This is a genomic window from Agrococcus sp. Marseille-P2731, assembly GCF_900117395.1.
Taxonomy (GTDB): domain Bacteria; phylum Actinomycetota; class Actinomycetes; order Actinomycetales; family Microbacteriaceae; genus Agrococcus.
The window spans coordinates 15,595-34,941 of the sequence record NZ_FPEG01000001.1; the positions used below are offsets into that span (position 1 = coordinate 15,595).

21 protein-coding genes and 2 tRNA genes are annotated in these 19,347 nt (G+C 70.7%); 7 read left to right on the forward strand and 16 right to left on the reverse strand.

The annotated features are described in order from the left end of the window. Positions 1–103: 103 nt before the first annotated feature. The 6 genes from BQ6202_RS00090 to BQ6202_RS00115 form a co-directional block, all read right to left on the reverse strand. Entirely contained in the window at positions 104–685 is a 582-nt protein-coding gene (locus tag BQ6202_RS00090; protein ID WP_143143598.1) for a DapH/DapD/GlmU-related protein, read from the reverse strand. A 65-nt stretch (positions 686–750) separates the two neighbouring features. Then, positions 751–1,530 carry a phosphate ABC transporter ATP-binding protein PstB gene (pstB, locus tag BQ6202_RS00095; RefSeq protein WP_072312661.1) on the reverse strand — a complete coding sequence of 260 codons (780 nt, stop codon included), beginning with the start codon at positions 1,528–1,530 and terminating at the stop codon, positions 751–753. A 6-nt stretch (positions 1,531–1,536) separates the two neighbouring features. Beyond that, the gene (gene pstA, locus BQ6202_RS00100) at positions 1,537–2,619 is read right to left on the reverse strand and encodes a phosphate ABC transporter permease PstA (protein ID WP_072312662.1); all 1,083 of its coding nucleotides are present in this window, start codon (positions 2,617–2,619) and stop codon (positions 1,537–1,539) included. 3 nt (positions 2,620–2,622) lie between these two features. Then, positions 2,623–3,561, reverse strand: a complete 939-nt coding sequence (pstC, locus tag BQ6202_RS00105) for a phosphate ABC transporter permease subunit PstC (RefSeq protein WP_072312663.1) — start codon at positions 3,559–3,561, stop codon at positions 2,623–2,625. A gap of 110 nt (positions 3,562–3,671) precedes the next feature. Continuing rightward, positions 3,672–4,793: a phosphate ABC transporter substrate-binding protein PstS gene (locus tag BQ6202_RS00110; RefSeq protein WP_072312664.1), complete on the reverse strand. Its 1,122-nt coding sequence runs from the start codon at positions 4,791–4,793 to the stop codon at positions 3,672–3,674. 397 nt (positions 4,794–5,190) lie between these two features. Further along, positions 5,191–5,820 carry a hypothetical protein gene (locus BQ6202_RS00115; protein WP_072312665.1) on the reverse strand — a complete coding sequence of 210 codons (630 nt, stop codon included), beginning with the start codon at positions 5,818–5,820 and terminating at the stop codon, positions 5,191–5,193. Between the two features lie 70 nt (positions 5,821–5,890). On the opposite strand from BQ6202_RS00115, the gene BQ6202_RS00120 reads away from it, so the two are divergent. Then, entirely contained in the window at positions 5,891–6,280 is a 390-nt protein-coding gene (locus BQ6202_RS00120; protein ID WP_072312666.1) for an ACT domain-containing protein, read from the forward strand. A gap of 48 nt (positions 6,281–6,328) precedes the next feature. Next, a tRNA-Lys gene (locus BQ6202_RS00125) sits at positions 6,329–6,404 on the forward strand. A gap of 11 nt (positions 6,405–6,415) precedes the next feature. Here BQ6202_RS00125 and BQ6202_RS00130 read toward each other — a convergent pair. Continuing rightward, positions 6,416–6,613, reverse strand: a complete 198-nt coding sequence (locus BQ6202_RS00130; protein WP_072312667.1) for a three-helix bundle dimerization domain-containing protein — start codon at positions 6,611–6,613, stop codon at positions 6,416–6,418. Positions 6,614–6,841: 228 nt separating this feature from the next. Between BQ6202_RS00130 and BQ6202_RS00135 the strand changes: the two genes are divergently transcribed. The 3 genes from BQ6202_RS00135 to BQ6202_RS00145 all read left to right on the forward strand — a co-directional run bounded on the left by BQ6202_RS00135 (position 6,842) and on the right by BQ6202_RS00145 (position 7,838). After that, a complete protein-coding gene (locus BQ6202_RS00135; protein WP_143143599.1) occupies positions 6,842–7,129 on the forward strand; it encodes a hypothetical protein in 288 nt (95 codons plus the stop codon). Beyond that, on the forward strand, positions 7,126–7,344 hold the full coding sequence (locus BQ6202_RS00140) for a hypothetical protein (protein WP_072312669.1): 219 nt from the start codon (positions 7,126–7,128) through the stop codon (positions 7,342–7,344). The genes BQ6202_RS00135 and BQ6202_RS00140 overlap by 4 nt, the downstream gene beginning before the upstream one ends. 203 nt (positions 7,345–7,547) lie before the next feature. Further along, a complete protein-coding gene (locus BQ6202_RS00145; protein WP_072312670.1) occupies positions 7,548–7,838 on the forward strand; it encodes a hypothetical protein in 291 nt (96 codons plus the stop codon). A gap of 56 nt (positions 7,839–7,894) precedes the next feature. On the opposite strand, the gene BQ6202_RS00150 is transcribed toward BQ6202_RS00145, so the two are convergent. Together BQ6202_RS00150 and BQ6202_RS00155 are read right to left on the reverse strand one after the other, a co-directional pair. Then, complete coding sequence (locus BQ6202_RS00150) at positions 7,895–9,064, reverse strand: RtcB family protein (RefSeq protein ID WP_072312671.1); 1,170 nt, start codon at positions 9,062–9,064, stop codon at positions 7,895–7,897. Between the two features lie 289 nt (positions 9,065–9,353). Further along, positions 9,354–10,286: an aldose 1-epimerase family protein gene (locus BQ6202_RS00155; protein ID WP_072312672.1), complete on the reverse strand. Its 933-nt coding sequence runs from the start codon at positions 10,284–10,286 to the stop codon at positions 9,354–9,356. Between the two features lie 151 nt (positions 10,287–10,437). On the opposite strand from BQ6202_RS00155, the gene BQ6202_RS00160 reads away from it, so the two are divergent. Then, entirely contained in the window at positions 10,438–11,340 is a 903-nt protein-coding gene (locus tag BQ6202_RS00160; RefSeq protein WP_072312673.1) for an NAD(P)H-binding protein, read from the forward strand. Between the two features lie 33 nt (positions 11,341–11,373). Here BQ6202_RS00160 and BQ6202_RS00165 read toward each other — a convergent pair. From BQ6202_RS00165 to BQ6202_RS00185, 5 genes are all read right to left on the reverse strand, one after another. Then, a tRNA-Leu gene (locus BQ6202_RS00165) sits at positions 11,374–11,447 on the reverse strand. A 92-nt stretch (positions 11,448–11,539) separates the two neighbouring features. After that, on the reverse strand, positions 11,540–12,583 hold the full coding sequence (locus tag BQ6202_RS00170) for an iron-siderophore ABC transporter substrate-binding protein (protein ID WP_072312674.1): 1,044 nt from the start codon (positions 12,581–12,583) through the stop codon (positions 11,540–11,542). Positions 12,584–12,602: 19 nt separating this feature from the next. Further along, positions 12,603–13,439, reverse strand: a complete 837-nt coding sequence (locus tag BQ6202_RS00175) for an ABC transporter ATP-binding protein (protein WP_072312675.1) — start codon at positions 13,437–13,439, stop codon at positions 12,603–12,605. After that, the gene (locus tag BQ6202_RS00180; RefSeq protein ID WP_234946074.1) at positions 13,436–14,497 is read right to left on the reverse strand and encodes a FecCD family ABC transporter permease; all 1,062 of its coding nucleotides are present in this window, start codon (positions 14,495–14,497) and stop codon (positions 13,436–13,438) included. Before BQ6202_RS00180 ends, BQ6202_RS00175 begins: the two co-directional genes overlap by 4 nt. Continuing rightward, the gene (locus tag BQ6202_RS00185; protein WP_234946075.1) at positions 14,494–15,609 is read right to left on the reverse strand and encodes an iron chelate uptake ABC transporter family permease subunit; all 1,116 of its coding nucleotides are present in this window, start codon (positions 15,607–15,609) and stop codon (positions 14,494–14,496) included. The genes BQ6202_RS00180 and BQ6202_RS00185 overlap by 4 nt, the downstream gene beginning before the upstream one ends. A 180-nt stretch (positions 15,610–15,789) precedes the next feature. Between BQ6202_RS00185 and BQ6202_RS00190 the strand changes: the two genes are divergently transcribed. Then, the gene (locus BQ6202_RS00190; RefSeq protein ID WP_072312676.1) at positions 15,790–17,166 is read left to right on the forward strand and encodes an extracellular solute-binding protein; all 1,377 of its coding nucleotides are present in this window, start codon (positions 15,790–15,792) and stop codon (positions 17,164–17,166) included. 68 nt (positions 17,167–17,234) lie between these two features. Here BQ6202_RS00190 and BQ6202_RS00195 read toward each other — a convergent pair whose 3' ends face one another. After that, complete coding sequence (locus tag BQ6202_RS00195; RefSeq protein ID WP_072312677.1) at positions 17,235–18,191, reverse strand: carbohydrate ABC transporter permease; 957 nt, start codon at positions 18,189–18,191, stop codon at positions 17,235–17,237. Next, positions 18,188–19,081 (reverse strand): carbohydrate ABC transporter permease, encoded by an 894-nt coding sequence (locus BQ6202_RS00200; RefSeq protein WP_083586951.1) that lies wholly within the window; start codon positions 19,079–19,081, stop codon positions 18,188–18,190. The genes BQ6202_RS00195 and BQ6202_RS00200 overlap by 4 nt, the downstream gene beginning before the upstream one ends. Positions 19,082–19,347: the final 266 nt, after the last annotated feature.

Genomic DNA, 19,347 nt, shown 5'->3' on the forward strand with positions numbered 1-19,347 from the left:
CAGCAGAGGACGGATGGGTGGCAGCGACCGATCCGTCCTCTGCTGCGTGACGCTTCGCCCATCCGTCCTCGATCCGGGACGGCTGGCAGCAGGAGCCGAGCGCCTACGACGCGCGGAAGCCGGTCTCGCGGATCACCCGCGCCGGCACCCCGGCCACGATCGTGTCGGCAGGCACGTCCTTCGTCACGACCGCACCGGCGCCGACGATCGCGCCGTCACCGATGGTGACCCCCGGCACGACCGTCACGCTGGCCCCCAGCCACACCTTGCGCCCGATCACGATCGGTGCGGGCTGCATGTCGCCGCGGTGCGCTGGATCGACGCCGTGGTCGAGCGTCGCGAGGGTCGAGCCGTGACCGATGAGCGAGCCGTCGCCGATCGTGATGCCACCGGTGTCCTGGAAGCGGCAGCCCATGTTGATGAAGACGTCGACGCCGAGGTGCAGGTTCTTGCCGAACTCCGAGTAGAACGGCGGGAACACCGTCACCGACGCATCCACTGCCCGGCCGGTGAGCTCGCCCAGCAGCTCGCGCACCTCGTCGGCGCTGCGGTAGGCGCCGTTCAGCGCAGCGGTGATGCGCAGCGCCTCCTGCGCGAGGTCGTGCATGAGCGCGTGGTGCGGTGACCCGGCGACGATCGTCTCGCGGCGGCCGACGTGCTCGAGGAACTCCTGCAGTGCGATCATGCGAGCACCCTACGCGCCGCGGGGGCGGCGAGCAGGGTGCTCAGCAGGACGATCGCCAGCGCGGATCAGCCGAAGCGGCCCGAGACGTAGTCCTCGGTGGCCTGCACGGTCGGGTTCGAGAAGATCTTCGTCGTCTCATCGAACTCGATGAGCTTGCCCGGCTTGCCGGTTCCGGCGATGTTGAAGAAGGCCGTCTTGTCGCTCACGCGGCTGGCCTGCTGCATGTTGTGGGTCACGATCACGATCGTGTACTCGGTCTTCAGCTCCTCGATGAGGTCCTCGATCGCGAGCGTCGAGATCGGGTCGAGGGCCGAGCAGGGCTCGTCCATGAGCAGCACGTCGGGGCTGACGGCGATGGCGCGCGCGATGCAGAGGCGCTGCTGCTGGCCGCCGGAGAGGCCCGAGCCGGGCACGCCGAGGCGGTCCTTGACCTCGTTCCAGAGGTTGGCTCCCCGCAGCGAGCGCTCGACCAGGTCGTCCTGGTCGCTGCGCGACATGCGGCGGTTGTTCAGCAGCACGCCCGCCAGCACGTTCTCGCGGATCGTCATGGTCGGGAACGGGTTGGGGCGCTGGAACACCATGCCGATCTGGCGGCGCACGTTCACGGGGTCGACGCCCTGGCCATAGAGGTTGGCGCCGTCGAGCAGCACCTCGCCGTCGACCCATGCACCCGAGATGACCTCGTGCATGCGGTTGATGGAGCGGAGCACTGTGGACTTGCCGCAGCCCGAGGGGCCGATGAACGCGGTGACCGCGCGGGGCTCGATGTCGACGGAGACCCCCTCGACGGCCTTGAAGGCGCCGTAGTAGATGTCGAGGTCGTTGATCTCGATGCGCTTGGACATGCTGCGTTACCTTCCAGACTTCGGCGCGAAGAAGTGCGAGATGACGCGCGCGCCGATGTTGAGGATCATGACGATGAGGATGAGCACGAGAGCGGCCGACCAGGCTCGGTCGAAGTAGGCCTGCTCCTGCACTCCGGGGCTGATGTACTGGTTGAAGGCGAACACCGGCAGCGTCATCATGCGGCCGTCGAACACGTTGTAGTTCATGTTCGTCGTGAAGCCGGCGATGATGAGCAGCGGCGCCGTCTCTCCGATGACACGGGCGATGGCGAGCGTGACGCCGGTGACGATGCCGGCGAGTGCCGTGGGGAGCACGACCTTCCAGATCGTCAGCCACTTCGGCACGCCGAGCGCGAGCGATGCCTCGCGCAGGTCGTTCGGGACGAGCTTCAGCATCTCCTCCGTCGACCGCACGACGGTGGGGATCATGAGGAGGCTGAGCGCGACCGCGCCGCCGAAGCCGCTGCGCACGCCCTCGCCCGCGAACAGGGCGAACAGGGCATAGGCGAACAGGCCGGCGACGATCGACGGGATGCCGGTCATCACGTCGACGAAGAACGTGATCGCCTTCGCCAGCGCGCCCTTGCCGTACTCGACCAGGTAGATGGCGGTGAAGATGCCGACCGGCACCGAGATGATCGCGGCCCAGAGGGTCACGAGCACGGTGCCGACGATGGCGTGCAGCACGCCGCCGCCCTCGCCGACCACGTTGCGCATCGTGTACGTGAAGAACTCGATGTCGAAGCGGGCCAGGCCGTTGGCGACGACCGTGATGATGAGGGAGACCAGCGGCACGAGCGCGAGCAGGAAGGCCCCGATCACGAGCCCCGTGACGAAGCGGTCGGTGGCCTTGCGGCCGCCCTCGATGAGCTGGCTGACGACCGTCACGGCCACCAGGTAGAGCACGTAGCCCAGGAGCGCGACGATGACGATGCTGAAGCTGGAGCCGGATGCGCCGGCGATGAGGCCCGCGACGGCGGCGCCGACAGCGATGCAGACGCCGAGCAGTGCCCAGGGGGCCCAGGCGGGCAGCTGGCCCGCGGTCAGCGGGTTCTGGGCCTGGCGGGTGGGAGCGATGGTGGTGGTCATGGCTCAGCGACCTCCGTCGACGGTCGTCTTGGCGATGATCAGGCGCGAGATGGCGTTCACGAGCAGCGTGATCGCGAACAGCACGAGGCCCGATCCGATGAGCATGTTGACGGTGATGCCGTGCGCCTCCGGGAAGCGGAGCGCGATGTTGGCAGCGATCGTCGAGGGGTTCTGCGAGCCGATCAGGACGAAGCTGACGGCGCCGGAGGAGGCGAGCACCATCGCGACGGCCATCGTCTCGCCCAGCGCACGACCGAGGCCGAGGATCGACGAGGCGATGATGCCCGAGCGGCCGTGCGGGAGGACGGCCATCGTGATCATCTCCCAGCGGGTGGCGCCGAGGGCGAGCGCGGCTTCCTCGTTGAGGCGCGGCGTCTGCAGGAAGATCTCGCGGCAGAGCGCCGTGATGATCGGCAGCACCATGACGGCGAGCACGATGGATGCGGTGAGGATCGTGCGGCCCGTGCCGGAGGCGGGCGGGGAGAACAGCGGGATCCAGCCGAGGTTCTGCGCGAGCCAGGCGAAGCCGGGCAGCAGGAACGGTGCGAGCACCGTGATGCCCCAGAGCCCGTAGATGACCGAGGGGATGGCGGCGAGCAGGTCGACCAGGTACCCGAGGAACTGGGCCAGCCTGCGGGGCGCGAAGTGTGTGATGAACAGCGCGATCGAGACGGCGAGCGGCACGGCCATCACCATCGCGAGGAACGCGGACCAGAGCGTGCCGAACGTCAGCGGCCAGACCCAGGTCCAGAAGCTCGAGCCCTCGGACTCGGGGATCGGCCCGATGATCGCGGGAACGGCCTGGGCGACCAGGAAGATCGCGACGCCACCGAGCGCCAGCAGGATGAGCACGCCCGCGGTGGTCGAGATCGCCTTGAAGACGATGTCGGCGGGCCTGTTCCTGACGGCGGACTTTGGCGCAGCCGGTGCAGCGGTAGTCATGAGGCTCCCTGCGAGCTCGGAGGACCGGATGAATGGGTCCGGCCGGGGCGATGAGACGCCCCGGCCGGACGGTGCGCGCCGTCAGCGGCGCGCGAGGTTCCGAACCAGTATTACTGGATCAAGTCGACGACGCTGAGGATCTCCTCGCGCAGCTCGTCGGAGATGGGCGCGTTGCCCGCGTTCTCGGCGCCGGCCTGCTGGCCCTCAGCCGAGGCGATGTAGCTCAGGTAGCCCTTGACGAGCTCGGCCTGAGCCTCGTCCTGGTACTCCGTGCAGGCGATCGCGTAGGAGATGAGGACGAGCGGGTAGACGCCGGCCTCGGTCGACGTGCGGTCCAGGTCGACCGCGATGTCACCCTCGTGACGGCCCTCGACGCGCGGCGACGCGTCGACGGCGGCCGCTGCGGCCTCCGCCGTGAAGGGCACGTACTCCTCGCCGACCTGCAGGGCGACGGTGCCGAGGTCACCGGCGCGCGAGGCGTCGGCGTAGCCGATCGTGTTCATGCCGTTGGTGACCGCGTCGACGACGCCCGAGGTGCCCTGTGCGCCCTCGCCGCCGTAGGAGGCAGGCCACGTCTCGAAGACGCCCTCGGTCCAGTCCGACTCAGCCGTCGCAGCGAGGTACTCGGTGAAGTTCTCGGTGGTGCCCGAGTCGTCCGAGCGGTGCACGGCGGTGATGTTGGCGTCCGGCAGCGTCGCGTCCGGGTTCTGGTCGGCGATCGCCGGGTCGTTCCAGTTGGTGATCTCGCCCGAGAAGATCTGGGCGATCGTCGCGGCGTCCATGTTGAGCGAGTCGACGCCCTCGACGTTGAAGATGATGGCGATCGGCGAGATGTAGATCGGCAGGTCGACCGGCAGCGTGTCGGCGACGCAGGCGCCGAACGAGCCCTCGAGCTCGTCGTCGCCGAGGTAGGCGTCCGAGCCAGCGAAGGCGACGCCGCCGGCGATGAACTGCTCGCGGCCAGCGCCCGAGCCTGCGGGGTCGTACGTGATGTTGACGTCTTCGTTCTGCGTCTGGAAGCCTGCGATCCAGGCCTCCTGTGCAGCACCCATCGACGAGGCGCCGGCGCCGGCGAGGTCGCCCGAGAGCGTGGACTCGGGAGCGGTGGACTCGCCACCGGTCTCGCCCGCAGGGGCCTCGGTGGCGGCGGGCTCGTTGGCAGCGCAGGAGCTGAGCAGGAGTGCGCCTGCAGCAGCGACGACCGCAGCGCGGCCGAGCTTCGTGAACTTCACGGATGGTTCCCTTCGGAATGATTCGGTGCAGGGCGCATCAGCGGCCTGGATTCGGCGCGAACGAGCGCGCCGGAGATCACGCTAGGGAAGCCGGGTGGCGGCGAGGCCCCGCACAGGTGAACAGCGGGTGAACACGGCAGCGGGCCGGTCGAGGCCGCTGCGCTGGCCTCGGTGGAGGCGCGAGATCGGCGCCGAAGCGGGGCCTAGACATGCGAGTGCCGGGCCGCGAACGCCTCTCGGCGGAAGGCCGCTCGCAGCGGCGAATAATGGAGCCCGGGGTTACGCGGCCCGGCCCCACCAATGTACCGAGGCGCGAGCCGACACGCAGGCGGGTGCGCTCACCGCGAACGCGGGAATGGGCGCGCCGGTGGGCGGCTCGGCGGCCCTCGGTGACCGCTCAGTCGAGCGAGTCGGCCCGCCACATGCGAGCGCTGATCAGGAGGTCGGCGGCGATGTCGGTCAGGCGCGCTGCGAGGCGGGTGCGGTCGCTCGCGCGCTCCGGGTTCGTCGCCTCGTCGGCGTGCGCCACCTGCACGGCGCCCGCGGCGGTCACGGTGGCGAACGCCGCCGCGCGCTCGAGCGCCATCGCGAAGTCGCCCGAGAAGACGCCGCGCAGGATCGTCTCCGAGAGCGAGCGCAGCTCCTCCGGCGTCGCCGGGGCGGGCACTCCCGCGACGACGGGCGCGGCCGTGTGCAGCGCATCCGCCCCCGCCTGGTAGAGGTGCGCGGTCTCGTCGGCGCGCTGCGTCACGAGCGCGTGCAGCAGGTGCACCCGCCAGAGCGTGCCGGGCAGCGAGTGGGCGCGGGCGTGCGACCAGAGCTCTGCGACGGTGTCGATGCCGTCCTCGCGCGCGACCTGCAGGATGCGCTCGACGACCTGCGGGTCGGCACCCGAGCGCACGCGGGCGAGCAGCGCCTGCGCCGTCTCGCTCGCGAGCTGGAGCCGCACGACCGGATCGACGTCGCCCTCCACCCGCTCGAACCAGTCGTTCGAGAAGCGGGTGGGGCGGTGGAAGTCGTCAGCCATGGGTTGCAAGTCTCCCACGCGCGGATGGGCGCGGATCGAGACAGCGGCGGCCGCGCCTAGGGTTGGCCGCATGGACGAGACGATCTCGGTCGAGGTGCGCATCGTGCCGCAGCGGCTCACGGTGCTGCCGGGTGAGCTCGCCATCGTGCAGACGGGTGACGAGGGCGCGGCCGACCCGGGCCAGGTGATGGCGCGGGTCGCGGCGCCTGATGGCGTGACGCTCGTCCGACGCGCTCGGGAGGGCGACGCGGAGCGGTTCGTCGCGCTCTTCTCCGGCGGCACCGCGCACGGCCTCGAGGCGCCCGGCATGACCGCCTCGCTGCTGGCGCCGCTCGCCGCGGCGGGCATCGGCGCGTTCGTCGTCGGCACGGCGACGGCCGATCTGCTGCTCGTGCCAGTGACCTCGATCGACGTCGCGACCGAGTCGCTCGCCTCGGCCGGCCACGCGATCGAGCGCTGAGCGCCAGGCGTCGCTCCCGGCCCGATCGCGCTACTACCCTGGAGGCACGGGCCTGTAGCTCAGTCGGTAGAGCGTCGGACTTTTAATCCGCTGGTCGTGGGTTCGAGCCCCACCGGGCCCACCACGACGCCGTCGCTACGACCGCTTGAGCCGCTTCTTCGTCGCCCGCTCCGTCAGCACGGTGAGGAAGTCCGTCACCGGGCTGTCGGAGATCGCGTCGAGCTCCTCGCTCGCCACCCGCTGGATCTCCGCGGCGTCCCACTCAGGGCGCGCGGCCGCCAGGCGGGCCGTCACCTGGGCGATGATCTCGTCGCGGTCGAAGTTCGTGGTCATGCTCTCAGTATCGAGCGCCCGGCGGGACCGCCGCCACGATGGTGCTCCGAATGGTGTGAACAGCGCCTATGAGAGCGGGCTCGGCCATATGGACCCCTTGCGCACCTCGGAGAAGCGCGTACCCTCAGCCCCACACGGGTTCCGGCTGAGCTCCGCGATGCACGCACATCCCGCGCCCCAGGCATCGCAGGCCGAAGCTCCCGACAGCGGACAGCGAAACGACCACACATGTCCGAATCCGCAGCCCGCGACGCCCATCGCTCACGGCAGGTGCCCATCGTGAAGCCTGCGCTCCACGCCCACAGCGTCATCGCCATCGACGAGCTCCTCGCCGAGCTCAACGTGCATGTGCGCGACCGCGCGCAGCTGCAGCCCTGGATCGAGCGGTCCGACATCCAGATGGCCCGCATCGTGAACGTCCCGAGCCTCACCTACATCCGCCTCACCCATCGAGATGAGCAGCATGTCCCGATCGTCGTCATGCTCGTCGACGGCATCTGGGAACGCGCGCTGTGACCGTCGGCGATCCCCTCCCCGGCAGCTCAGAGCAGGCGACGCGACTTCGCGAGCTCCTCGACGACCTCGCGAGATACCCGACCGGAACGCTCGCGGCAGACCCCGACCCCGCCGAGCTCGCCCTCTGCGCAGAGATCCAGGCCATCGTGCACGCGAGGCGCAGAGCGCGCGCGGCCGGGCAGGACAGCGAGCTCCGGCCCGGCGACCCCGCGTAGTCGAGCGCGCTCCGCGTCTCCGACGGGGATGAGCCGCGCGCAGGACCGACCGCCGTATCCTGGTGCGCAGCATCCGATCGATCGACGAGGCGGGCGATGGCCGACAAGGTCGACTACACGAAGGCGCTCGACCCCTACCGCGCCACGCGCGGCGAGCTGGTGCGAGCCGAGGCCACGACGGAGAAGCCAGCGCCGGTGACGGGGTGAGCGCCGGGCGCGCACCCGAGCCGCCCCACCGTTGGAGCGACAGCGCCGGCGAGTGGTCGCTCGTGCTCGGCATCATCGCGATCGCCTGCGCGTTCGTGCCGGTGATCGGCGACGTCATCACGCTGCCCTTCGCGGCCGGCGCGGTCGCGCTCGGCTTCGTCGGCATCCGCGCGGCCCACGGGCGGCGCGCCTGGCGATCGGTGCTCGCGATGCTCGGCGTCGCGCTCGGCGCGGCCGCGATCGCCACGGTCGTCGTGCTGCTGATCGCCACCTCGCACACCGGCTGACCCCGCACCCCTCCGCGCTGGTGGCGCAGGAGAGGTGCGAGGTCAGGCGTCAGCCGTCAGTCGCCCTTCACGTTGACGATCTGACGCAGCGTGTGCCGCACGCGCACCAGGTCTGACGCATCCGCCATCACCTCGTCGATCGGCTTGTAGGCCTGCGGGATCTCGTCGATGAAGGCGTCGGTGTCGCGGTACTCGATGCCCACCATCGCCGCGCGCAGCTCGTCGCGGGAGAAGGCCCGACGGGCGGCGCTGCGGGAGAGCCTGCGCCCGGCACCGTGCGGCGCCGAGTTGAGCGAGACCGGGTTGCCGAGCCCCTCGACCACGTAGGACGCGGTGCCCATCGAGCCCGGGATCAGCCCCGGCCGACCCTCGTCGGCCATGATGGCGCCCTTGCGCGACACCCACACCTGCTTGCCGAAGTGGCGCTCCGACTCGGTGAAGTTGTGGTGGCAGTTGATGCGCTCGAGCTCCTGGATCTCGGCCCCGACGAAGCGGCCGAGCTGGTTCGCGACGCGATCCATCATCTCCTCGCGGTTGAGCAGCGCGAACCGCTGCGCCCAGCGCAGCTCGGTGATGTAGCGGTCGAACTCCTCCGTGCCCTCGACGAGGTAGGCCAGGTCGGGGTCGGGCAGGTCGATCCACCACTGCTGCGCGAGGCGCTGGGCGACCTTGATGTGGTGGCCGGCGATCCTGTTGCCCACCCCGCGCGAGCCGGAGTGCAGGAACATCCACACTGCTCCCGCCTCATCGAGCGACACCTCGATGAAGTGGTTGCCGCTGCCGAGCGAGCCCAGCTGCAGCCGCCACTGCTTCGCGTAGGACGCGGGGTCGAAGTCGCCGTCGGACGCCAGCTGCTCGAGCTCGGCGATGCGCGGCTCGGCGGTCGCCTGCAGCTTGCGGTTGGCGTGACCCGCCGAGAGCGGGATGCTGCGCTCGATCTGCTGGCGCAGCTCGCCGAGCTCGCGACCCTCGAGGTCGCTGCGCTGCAGCTGGGTGCGCACGGCGATCATGCCGCAGCCGATGTCGACGCCGACGGCGGCCGGCATGATGGCGCCGAGCGTCGGGATGACCGACCCGACCGTCGCGCCGCGCCCGAGGTGGGCGTCGGGCATCAGTGCCAGGTGCGGGTGGATGAACGGCATCCGCGACGCGGTGCGAGCCTGCTCGAGGGTGTGGTCCTCGATGATGCTCGCCCACGACACGAGCCGCTTGGAGATGGTCTCCATGGTTCCTGTTCCTTGTGAGTTGCGATGACTGCCACAGGGTGCGGGCAGCCGCTCACGAGGAGGCGTCGTCCCGAACCCTGACGGTGCGGGACGCGAAGCGGATGGGCTACGCGGCGAGCGCCGGAGGGCATGGCGTGGGGAGGTTCGAGTGATCCCGAACCTCTGCCTGTCGTTCGCGCTTGACGCTCACGATCGCCACCTTCTCGACTGCCTGCCGTGCGGGGTGCACAGCCTTGCGACGCTATGCCATGCGGCGCGGGGCGTCAATGGGTGCGCGCGGGGATCCGCCTCAGAAGCCGACCGGGTCGATGCCCCAGTGGCCGACCCAGCGCTCCCCCGGCTCGAGCCAGACGAGGCCGGTGCCGCTGTTGAGAGCATTCGCGGGCGCCGACATCGGCTCGACGGCGGCGACGTGCTTCGGGCCGACGGCCGCCGGGAAGTCGCGGGGCGTGAACACGACCGCGAAGGGGAACGCGGAGTCCTGCCAGAGCTCGGCCCCGCGGCCGGTGTCGTCGATGAGCGACGAGGTGACCACGCCGTCCTCGAGCTCGAGCCCGGAGTAGTTGTGGTCGATGTCGAGCTCTGCCAGCCGACGGCCGCCGCGCAGGTCTGGCGCCGTCGCATCCATCGCATCGACCAGGGTCTCCTCGGTCGGGATGAGCCCTTCTGCGTTGAACACGCGCGCTGCCGGCACGGTGAGCGTGAGGCGCTCGGCCGGTGTGTCGCCGACGGAGAGATACGGATGCGCGCCGCACGACCACGGCGCCCGCTCCGTCCCGACGTTGACGGCCTCGTGGGTGACGAGCAGGCCATCGTCGGTGAGCTCGTAGGTGACGGAGGTGTCGAGCAGGAACGGGAAGCCGGTCTGCGCGTGGATGGTCGCCTGCAGCACGACCTTCGAGTCGGTGTGCTCGAGCACGCGGTATGGCGCGAAGCGCAGCAGGCCGTGGCTGGCGTTGCCGAGGTCGCGCTCGGTGATGGCCAGCTGCTGGCGCTTGCCGTCGAGCTGCCAGTCGCCGCGGGCGACGCGGCCGCCCCACGGCGCCAGCACGATGCCCTGCGCCTTGGCCGGGCGGGCCTCCTCCGGGAACGGCTCGACGAGGTCGACGCCATCGAAGACGAGCTCGCGCAGCCCCGCAGCGACCTCCGTGATCGTCGCGCGCAGCTGCTTGCCGTCGACGGTGCCCGAGAGGGAGAACTGCTGGCCGGTGGGTGCGCGCATGCCGCGAGCCTACTGAGGTCTGAGGTCTGAGGGCTGACGCAGGGTTCCCTGAAGCAGCCCGCGCACGGCACGGCGAGCGGCTTCGGCGTCGTATCGTCGAGAGTCCAGCATTCGGGAGTCGACCGGCCCCAGCCACCCAGGAGAGACACGCATGACCGAGGCCCCCGCACTGGCTGATGGAGCGCTGCCCGATGGCGCGCGCTCAGCCGCTGCGCCGGCGCTTCCCGAGCTCGCGATCACCGGCGCGACCGGCACGGTCGGGCGGCTGACGGCAGAGGAGCTCGCACGGGGCGGTGCGGCGCTGCGGCTGCTCGCCCGCGACTCGGCCAGGGCCCCGCAGCTGCCGCGCGCCGCGATCATGGCCTGCACCTACTGCGACGACGAGCTCGCGCGGGCTGCGCTCGTCGGCGTGCGCACCCTGCTGATGGTGTCGGCCGACGAGGAGCCCCAGTGGCTCGAGCAGCAGCTCGGCTTCGTCGCCGCCGCCGTCGACGCCGGCGTCGAGCACATCGTCTACCTGTCGACCCAGGGCGCCTCGGCGACCTCGACCTTCACCTTCGGCCGCTCGCACTTCGCGACCGAGGAGGCGATCCGCGCGAGCGGCATGGCCTGGACCATCCTGCGCAGCGCCTTCCCTCTCGACCTCGTCGCCCTGCTGCCGGGCGCGGACGACACCGTGCAGGGCCCCGCGGGAGAGGGCCGAGTCGCGGCCGTCGCCAAGCTCGATGTCGCCCGAGCTGCAGCTGCCGTCCTGCGGGATCCCGCAGCGCATGCCGGCCGCACCTACGAGCTGACCGGGCCGCGAGCGCTCTCGTTCCACGAGATCGCCGCGACCCTCACCGCGGCGACCGGCCGACGCATCCGCTATCTCGACGAGACCGTCGAGGAGGGCCGTCGCTGGCGAGCGGCGACGGGAGCGAGCGAGATGCGCGTGGAGGCCTGGGTCTCGACCTACACGGCGATCGCTGCGGGCGAGAACGAGCATGTAAGCGGCGACGTCGAGCTGCTCACCGGCCGCCCGCCGGTCGCGCTCGAGGAGCTCGTCGGGCTCTGAGCCCCTCGCGGCCGAGGCCGCCCGGGCGACGCGTGCCCCCGCTGGGGTTCGAACCCAGACTGCGCGGAGTTTAAGTCCGCTGCCTCTGCCGATTGGGCTACGGGGGCCGGGCGCTCGCCCGCCACTACGGTACGCCGAAGGGCGGGGCGCCGAGGCGCACCCGCCCTTCGAGGCGCTGCCGAGATGGCAGACGTCGCGGTCAGAGCTTCGCAGCGGCCTCCGCCAGCTGCGGCACCAGCTCGTCGAGCACGACCGGGATGCTGAGCGCGCTCGCCGCACCCCATGCGCCGGCGAGGTCGGAGGCGGGGTCGATGAAGACCGCCCGGCCGTCCTGCACGACGCTCAGCGACGAGAGCAGCGCATCCTGCTCGGTCTCCTCGAGCGTGTAGCCGATGGGCAGGATGACCGCCGTATCGGCGTCGAAGGCAGCGACGCTCTCGGCAGAGGCATTGGCGAAGAAGCCGGAGGACTCGAGGTCGGCGATCGCCGGGTTGTTCTCGAAGCCGAGCTCTGCGAGCAGGTCGAAGCGGCCGTCGCCCGGGAGGTAGGCGCCGTAGGCGTCGCCGAACTTGGCGACGGATGCCGTGGTCAGGCCCGCGAACTCGGGGTTGGCCTCGGCGGCCGCGGTGATCTCGCCCTCGACCTCCTCGATGAGCGCCTGCGCCTCGTCGGCCTTGCCGAGCGCCTCGCCGACGAGCGTCAGCTGGTCCGTCCACTCGGTCGCGAACGCACCAGCGCCCTCGGGTCCGTAGATGGTGGGGGCGATGTCGCTGAGGTTCGTGAACTCCGCCTCGTCGTTGCCTGAGCGGGTGTTGAGGATCACGTCGGGGTCGAGGCCGAGGATCTGCTCGTAGTTGAGCGACTCGTCGCCGCGCTCGATGAGCACCGGCTCCTCATCGCCGAAGAGCTCGGCCGCCCAAGGTCCGACGCCGTTGCTCTCGGCGCCGAAGCCCTGCCAGTCGAAGACGGCGACCGGCGTGACGCCGAGGGCGAGCGCCATCTCGGCATCCGACCAGCCGAGCGCGACGACGGTGAGCTCGCCGTCCTCGGGCTGCGGCACCTCGACGGCGCCGAACATCGTGTCGACCGTCGCGAGGGGGCCGTCACCCGCGGGCGCCTCGCTGCCGGTGGGCTCTGTGGAGACCTCGGGCGTGGAGGCCGAGCAGCCGGCGAGCAGGCCGATGGCCAGCGCGCCGGCGATCGCTGCGGTGGCCGCGCGAGCGCGGCGAGTGCGGAGTGTCATGGGTTTCCTTTCGGTGGGTTCAGTCGCCCGCGGCCTGCGGCATCGCCGAGACGGCGCCGTGGGCGAGGGGAACGATCATGGGCGTGTGCGACTCGGGGTCATCGAGCACGCGGCTGCGCACGCCGAACACGCGCTCGACGAGCTCGACGGTGACGACCTCGGCGGGCGTGCCCTCGGCGACGATCGCGCCGTCGCGCATCGCGATCAGGTGCGTGGCATAGCGCGCGGCCTGGTTGATGTCGTGCAGCACGGCCACGAGGGTGCGCCCCTCGTGGTGCAGTCGGCGGCACAGCTCGAGCAGCTCGATCTGGTGCGCGATGTCGAGGAAGGTGGTGGGCTCGTCGAGCAGCACGAGCGGGGTCTCCTGCGCGAGCACCATCGCGATCCAGACGCGCTGCCGCTGCCCGCCGGAGAGCTCGTCGACGCGACGCTTCGCGAGATCCTCGGTCGACGTCGCCTGCAGTGCCGCGCGCACGGCCTGCTCGTCCTCCGCCGACCACTGCTGCAGCAGCCCCTGGTGCGGGTACCGGCCGCGGCTCACGAGGTCGACGACCGTGATGCCCTCGGGTGCGATCGCGGTCTGCGGCAACAGGCCGATGGTGCGGGCCACCTCGCGCGTGGGCTTCGAGCGGATGTCGTCGCCGTCGAGCACGATCTGCCCGTGCGTGGGCGGCAGCAGCCGGGCGAGCGAGCGCAGCAGCGTCGACTTGCCGCACGCGTTCGGGCCGATGATGACCGTGAACGAGCCGTCCGGGATCGCGACGTCGAGCCCGTCGATCACGTGGCGGTCGCCGTAGCCGATCGAGGCGCCGCGGGCCTCGAGGCGGGAGCCGCCGTCGGCGGGGTGCACAGTCATCGCTGCTCCTTCATGCCGCGCGAGAGCAGCCAGACGAGGTAGGCGCCGCCGAGGCACGCGGTGATGACGCCGACGGGGTACTGCGAGGGCGCGATGACGCGCTGCGCGAGCACGTCGCTCGCCAGCAGCAGCAGCGCGCCGACGAGCGCCGACGCCATGAGCGCAGGGCCCGTGCCGCGCACGAGCCGCTTGGCGATCTGCGGTGCCGCGAGCGCGACGAAGGTGATGGGCCCGGTGATCGCGGTGACGATCGAGACGAGCCCGACGCCCACGACGAGCAGCATGATGCGCGTCGGCTCTGCCCGCACACCCAGCATGCGGGCATGGTCGTCGCCGAGCTCGAGCACCGTGAGCCGCCGCGAGAGCAGCATGCACGCGGGCGTCAGCACTGCGAGCGTCGCGATCACCGGCAGCACCTCCGGCCAGCGCGCCTCGTTGAGCGTGCCGGCGCCCCAGATGGCGGCCGTCACGGCCTGCTCGAGGCTCGCCCGCACGAGCAGGTAGGCGTTGACCGCGCTCAGCACCGCGCTCACCGCGATGCCGACCACGATGAGCCTGAAGCCCTGCACTCCGCGCTTGAAGGCGAGCGCATAGACCGCGAGCGCCGTCGCGAGGCCACCGATGAAGGCGCCGACGGACACGGATGCGGCGCTCGCGCCGAGCACGAGGGTCACCACGAGCGCGCCCGTGTAGGCGCCGGTCGAGAAGCCGATGATGTCGGGGCTGCCGAGCGGGTTGCGCGTCATCGACTGGAAGATCGCTCCGGAGATCGCCAGGCTCATCCCCCCGACGATCGCGAGCACCACGCGCGAGAGCCGCCACTCCCGCACCACGCGCACGGTGCTGTCGTCGCCCTGCCCGAGCAGCGCCGCGAGCACCTGGGGCACCGAGAGGTCGGAGTCGCCGAAGGTGAGCGCGAGCGCCGAGAGCGCCGCGATCGCGACGAGCAGCGCCGCGCACACCGCGAGCGCTCGTCCGTCGAGCAGCAGCCGGATCCCGGCGGGGCCGCGAAGCATCCGGACGCGCGAGGGCCACAGCGCCATGCTCGCGCCGCTCACAGCGACCGCATCCTCGTGCGGCGCACGAGCGCGATGAGCACGGGCGCACCCACGAACGCCGTGACGACCCCGACGGGCAGCTCGCTGCCCACGAGCACGCGACCGAGGACATCCGACAGCAGCACGAGCGCAGGACCGGCCACGAGGCTGAAGGCGATGATCCAGCGGTGGTCGACGCCGACCGTGAACCGCGCGACGAACGGCACGACGAGGCCGACGAACGTGATCGGGCCGACCGCCGCCGTCGCGGCGCCGCACAGCAGCGTGATGGCCACGAAGCCGACGCCGCGCACGAGCGGGATGTTCGTGCCGAGCGCTCTCGCGACCTCCTCGCCCATCGTGAGCGCGTTGAGCGAGCGAGAGAGCAGCAGCACGGCGACTGCGGCGACGACGATGAGCAGCCAGACGGCGTGCACGCTGTCGAACTGCCTGCCCTGCAGCGAGCCGGCCGACCAGAAGCGCACGCGGTCGAAGACCGTGGGGTTCGCGAACGTGATCGCCTGGCTGAAGCCAGAGAGGACGGCCCCGATCGCGACACCCGCGAGCACCAGCTTGACGGGCGTGCCCGCCGCCGGCCCGGTCGTGCCGACCAGGTAGACGACGGCTGCGGCGATGCCGGCGCCCACCACGCCCCAGACGATCTGGCCGGATGCGATGCCTGCGCCGAAGAAGCCGGTGCCGACGACGACGGCGAAGTAGGCGCCGGCGTTGACGCCGAGCAGGCCGGGGTCGGCGAGCGGGTTGCGCGTGAGGGCCTGCATGACGACACCCGCGAGGCCGAGCGCGAGCCCGGCGAGCACGGCGAGGATCGTGCGGGGCACGCGGTAGTCGCGCACCAGCAGGTCGTTGGTGGTGGTCCCGTCGCCCATGAGCGCGTTCAGGACGATCTGAGGAGAGAGGTCGCCCGAGCCGACGAAGAGGCTGAGCGCCGACGAGGCCGCGAGCAGGAGGAGCGACGCCACGACGGCGAGGACGCGGGTGCGGGTGCTGCGGCGACGACCGGTGCGGCGACGGCCGGCAGCGAGCGCGTCGGCGCTCGCATCCGGTCGTGCGGTCGAGGTGTCAGGCAGGAGGGGGCTCCACGGTCGGGCCAGGCGATCGTGGAGGACCACGGTGCCGAAGTAAGGCGAGCCTAACCTGTCTGCGCCTGCGCGTGCACGCCGCGCATCCGCCCGCGCTCGTCGACGGAGGAGGAGAACCTGAGAAGTGGCCGATACCCGCGGGGTACAAAGGGGCGTACCGTCCGCGAGAGGAGCGGTCGTATGGTGACCGCTGCAGGAGAGAGGGTTGACATGCGATCACGCTTGGGCGCCGCTGGCGCCGCTGCGGCTGCGACAGCACTGCTGCTGACCGGCTGCGGAGGAGGCGGCACGCCTGCCGCGGAGGCCGACTTCGGCGCTGAGCCGACCGGCACGCTGAGCGGCTGGGGCTTCGAGAACACCGATGACGTCGGGCAGGCTCGACTCGATCACGCGGCTGGAGCGCTCGAGGGCGTCACCGTCGAGCTCGACCAGACCGCGTTCGACGCGCAGAAGTTCACCACCCTCTCGGTCTCGGGCGGCATGGCCGACGTCGTGCAGATGGATCGCCAGTTCGTGCCGACCTATGCCGCGCAGGGGCTCATCATGCCGCTCGACGCGTGCTTCGAGGCCAACGACCTCGACCCGCAGTCGCACTGGTACCCGCAGGTGACGAGCGACATCACCTATCAGGATCAGATCTGGGCGGTGCCGCAGTTCTACCAGCCGCCCGCCATCCTCACGAACGCGCGCGTCATGGAAGAGGCCGGCGTGAGCGCCGAGGATCTCGATCTGAGCGACCAGGAGGCGATGATCGCCGCCGCGGAGGCGATGACCGTGATGGAGGGCAACAGCGTGACGCGCGTCGGCTTCGACCCGCAGGGCGTGCCGAAGGCCAACCAGTGGATGCTCGCGTTCGGCGGCGGCACCGTCGACGAGGAGGGCGCACCGACGCTCGACCGCGCCGAGAACGTCGAGGCTGTCGAGTTCCTGCAGGAGCTCTACGAGGTGCAGGGCGGCTACGCCGAGGTGAGCGGCTTCGTCGACTCGATCGACATCTTCGGCGACGGCAACAGCTATGCGAACGACACCGTCGGCGCCGCGGTCTTCGACCAGTGGTACCTCAACGTGCTGACGCCCTACGCCGACGACGTCGAGATCGGCGCCATCCCGATGACGACGACCGAGGGCGAGCCCTTCTCCGCCACCGGAGGATCGGCGTTCGTGATCCCGGCGGGCGCGCAGAACCCGGCTGCCGCGTGCGCCTGGGCGCTCGAGCTGACCAGCGAGGAGGCCTGGACCGCAGCTGCCGACGCCCGCGCGGCGACGACCGAGGAGGACGAGGGTCGCAACGGCATCAACACGGGTCTGTTCACCGGCTCGCCCGCGGCCGACGAGATGATCCGCGACGAGTATGCCGCGGCCGACGGCTACGAGGGCTTCGAGCAGGCCATCGACGTCTACTACGACGTCGCGGCAGAAGGCGCCTCGCTCGGCGGCTCGGCCGCTGGGCAGCAGATCCGTGGCGAGCTCGAGAGCGCCGTCACCTCTGCCCTGCTCGGCGAGTCCTCGCCGGCTGACGCGCTCGCGGAGGCGCAGCAGGCGGCGATGTCTGCGTACGAGCAGGCGGCCGACGTCAACGAGGGCTGAGCCAGGCACTCACCTGACGCACACGAGAGCGGGGGCGGCTTCGGCCTCCCCCGCTCTCGCGTGCCGCCTCAGCCGGTCTTGCCAGAGGTGGCGATGCCGTGGATGAACGAGCGCTGCCCGAAGGCGAAGAGGATCAGCATCGGCAGCGTCACGATCAGCGCTGCGACCATGACGTACTGGTAGTCGCCGTGCCCGCCGGACTCCGGTGCGTACTTCGTCATCGCGCTGGCGATGCCGAGCGGCACGGTGTACCCCTCGGCCGACCCGGTGTTCAGGTAGATGAGCGCCCCCTGCAGGTTGTTCCAGCTCGCCTGGAACTCGAAGAGGAACACGATGACGAACGACGGGAGCGACAGCGGGAACGCGATGCGCCAGAACTGCCCCCACGCGCTCAGCCCGTCGACGCGCGCCGCCTCGAACAGCTCCTTCGGCAGCCCGAGGAAGAACTGCCGCAGCAGGAAGATGTAGAAGGCCGAGCCGAAGAGGTTGGCGCCCCACAGCGGCACGTTCGTGCCCACGAAGCCCAGCTGGTTCCAGATCAGGAACTGCGGCACGAGGGTGACCGCGCCCGGCAGCATCATCGTCGCGAGCAGCACACCGAAGAGCACCTTCCTGCCCGGGAAGCGGAACCGAGCGAAGCCGAACGCCACCATGGCGCTCGCGATCGTCACGAACCCTGCGGCCAGCACGGCGATCAGCACGCTGTTGCCGAGCCACGAGAGCAGCGGCAGCTCGTTGAAGACGTCGACGTAGTTCTGCGGCACCCAGGTCTCGGGGATCAGGCGGTTGTCGAACACCTCGCCACGCGGCTTGAGGCTCGCGGAGACCAGCCACACGAGCGGGTAGAGGAACAGCGCGCTGCAGCCCAGCAGCAGCAGCCAGCGCACCACCTGGCCGGCCCAGCCCCATGCCGAGAGCCGCGGCCCGCGATCGCGCGAGGGCTTGGCTGCCGCCTTCGCGAGGTCGCCAGAGGTCATCGGGGCAGCCGCGGCCGCCTTCGCGCTGACGTCGGTCGAAGCGGTCATCGCTCATCCCCCTCGTAGTAGACGAATCGGTTGCCGACCCGCATCTGGATCATCGAGATGATGAGGATGATCAGGAACAGCAGCCACGCCATGGCGGCTGCGAAGCCGAAGTTGAACTGCCGGAAGGCCTGCTCGAACAGGTAGATCGCATAGAACAGCGATGCATCCGTCGACCCGGTCCCCGTGGTCCGATGGAAGAGCAGGAAGGCCTGATCGAAGATCTGGAAGGCCGCGATCGTGAGCACCAGCACGTTGAAGAGCACCGCCGGAGAGATCAGCGGCAGCGTCACGTGCCAGAAGCGGCCCCACGGCCCGGCGCCGTCGATCGACGCCGCCTCGTAGAGCTCCTTCGGCACGTTCTGCAGCGCGGCGAGGAAGATCACCATCGTGCCGGCGACGCCCCAGATGGTCATCAGCACGATCGACGGCTTCACCCAGTCCGGGTCGAGCAGCCAGTCGGGCCCGTCGATGCCGATGGATGCGAGGCCGCGGTTGATCGCACCCGTCGAGCCGTTCAGCAGCAGCAGGAAGACGGATGCGGTGGCGACCGTCGGCGTCATCTTCGGGAGGTAGAAGATGGTGCGGAAGAAGCCGGCGCCGCGCCGAACGCTGTTGAGCAGCAGCGCGAGCCCCAGCGCGAGCGCGATCTCGAGCGGCACAGCCAGTACGGCGTAGAAGAGCGTGTTGCCGAGCGCCGTCGCAATCTTGGGGTCGGTGATCAGCGACTCGTAGTTCGCGAAGCCCGCGGGCCGCGCGGTGTCGGTCGCCAGCTGGTAGTAGCTGAAGGAGATGACGAGGCTGTAGATCATCGCGCCGAGCGTGAAGATCAGGAAGCCCAGCACCCACGGCGAGATGAACAGGTAGCCGGCGAGCGCCTCGCGCCGCCGCATCGGGCTCGCGCGCTTGCGCTCGCGTGGGCGCCCGCGCTTGCCGCTCGCAGGCAGGTCGTCTGCTGATGCCGACGGGTCCACGGGCGGTGCGGCAGCTGCAGACGAGTTCGACACCGATGTCCTCCATTCGAGCGATCCGGGAGAAGCGCTGCTCTCCTTGTACCCCCTTTCTCTGAGAAGCGCATCCCGTTCTTCTCCAGCGGCGCGCGTGCGGGGGCTGCAGCGTGCAGCGCATCCGCTCGCGCTGACCGCGCCATCAGCGGAGT